The organism is Streptomyces sp. NPDC045022, assembly GCF_056432605.1.
Window position 1 is genome coordinate 1 of the sequence record NZ_JBWKIR010000086.1, and the last position, 1,267, is coordinate 1,267.

Consider the following 1,267-nt stretch of genomic DNA (forward strand, 5'->3'; position numbering starts at 1 on the left):
CCTGGACTCGGAGAAGTACCAGCTCAAGCCCCGCGACTGGGCGGCCGCGGAGCGGGAGGGGCGGACCATCGCGCCGCTCATCACCCGGCTCAACGGCATCCGCCGACAGCACCCGGCTCTCCAGCGCCTGCGGAACCTCCGTTTCCATCGGACCGACAACGACGCCGTGCTCGCCTACAGCAAGAGCACGGGTACGGACACGGTCATCGTGGTCGTGAACCTCGACCCGCATCACACCCAGGAGGCCACGGTCTCGTTGGACATGCCGCAACTCGGCCTGGACTGGAACGCCGCCCTGCCCGTGCACGACGAACTGACGGGCGAGACGTACCACTGGGGCAGGACCAACTACGTGCGCCTGACGCCCGGCCGGACGCCGGCGCACGTGCTCCACGTCGGGCGATCGACGCCCCAGATCGGAGGGCCCGCAGCGTCATGACCGTCAACGAACCCGTACTGGACACCTTCGAGGACACTCCCGCCAAGGACCGGGACCCGGAGTGGTTCAAACGCGCCGTCTTCTACGAGGTCCTCGTCCGCTCCTTCCAGGACAGCAACGGCGACGGCGTCGGCGATCTGCAGGGCCTGACCGCCAAGCTCGACTATCTGCAATGGCTCGGCGTGGACTGTCTGTGGCTGCCGCCGTTCTTCAACTCGCCCTTGCGTGACGGTGGTTACGACGTCTCCGACTACACCGCCGTGCTGCCCGAGTTCGGTGACCTCGCCGACTTCGTGGAGTTCGTGGACGCCGCCCACCAGCGCGGCATGCGCGTGATCATCGACTTCGTGATGAACCACACCAGCGACCAGCACCCGTGGTTCCAGGAGTCCCGCAAGAACCCCGACGGCCCCTACGGCGACTATTACATGTGGGCCGACGACGACAAGCAGTACGAGGACGCGCGGATCATCTTCGTCGACACCGAGGTGTCCAACTGGACCTTCGATCCGGTGCGCGGCCAGTACTACTTCCACCGCTTCTTCTCCCACCAGCCGGATCTGAACTACGAGAACCCGGCCGTGCAGGAGGAGATCCTGGCCGCGCTGAAGTTCTGGCTGGACCTCGGCATCGACGGCTACCGCCTCGACGCGGTTCCCTACCTCTACGCGGAGGAGGGCACCAACTGCGAGAACCTGCCCGCCACGCACGCCTTCCTCAGACGCGTGCGCCGGGAGATCGACGCCCAGTACCCGGACACCGTGCTGCTGGCGGAGGCCAACCAGTGGCCGGAGGACGTCGTCGACTACTTCGGCGACTACTCCTCCG

General features: G+C 66.5%; 2 protein-coding genes. Both read left to right on the forward strand.

Annotated features, from left to right (window positions below; all coding sequences use genetic code 11):
• The coding region (locus AC07C1_RS41260; protein WP_478947249.1) for an alpha-glucosidase C-terminal domain-containing protein at window positions 1–439 on the forward strand (439 nt) is incomplete at its 5' end.
• A partial coding sequence (locus tag AC07C1_RS41265; protein ID WP_478947250.1) for an alpha-amylase family glycosyl hydrolase occupies window positions 436–1,267 on the forward strand: 832 nt, incomplete at its 3' end. The genes AC07C1_RS41260 and AC07C1_RS41265, both read left to right, overlap by 4 nt.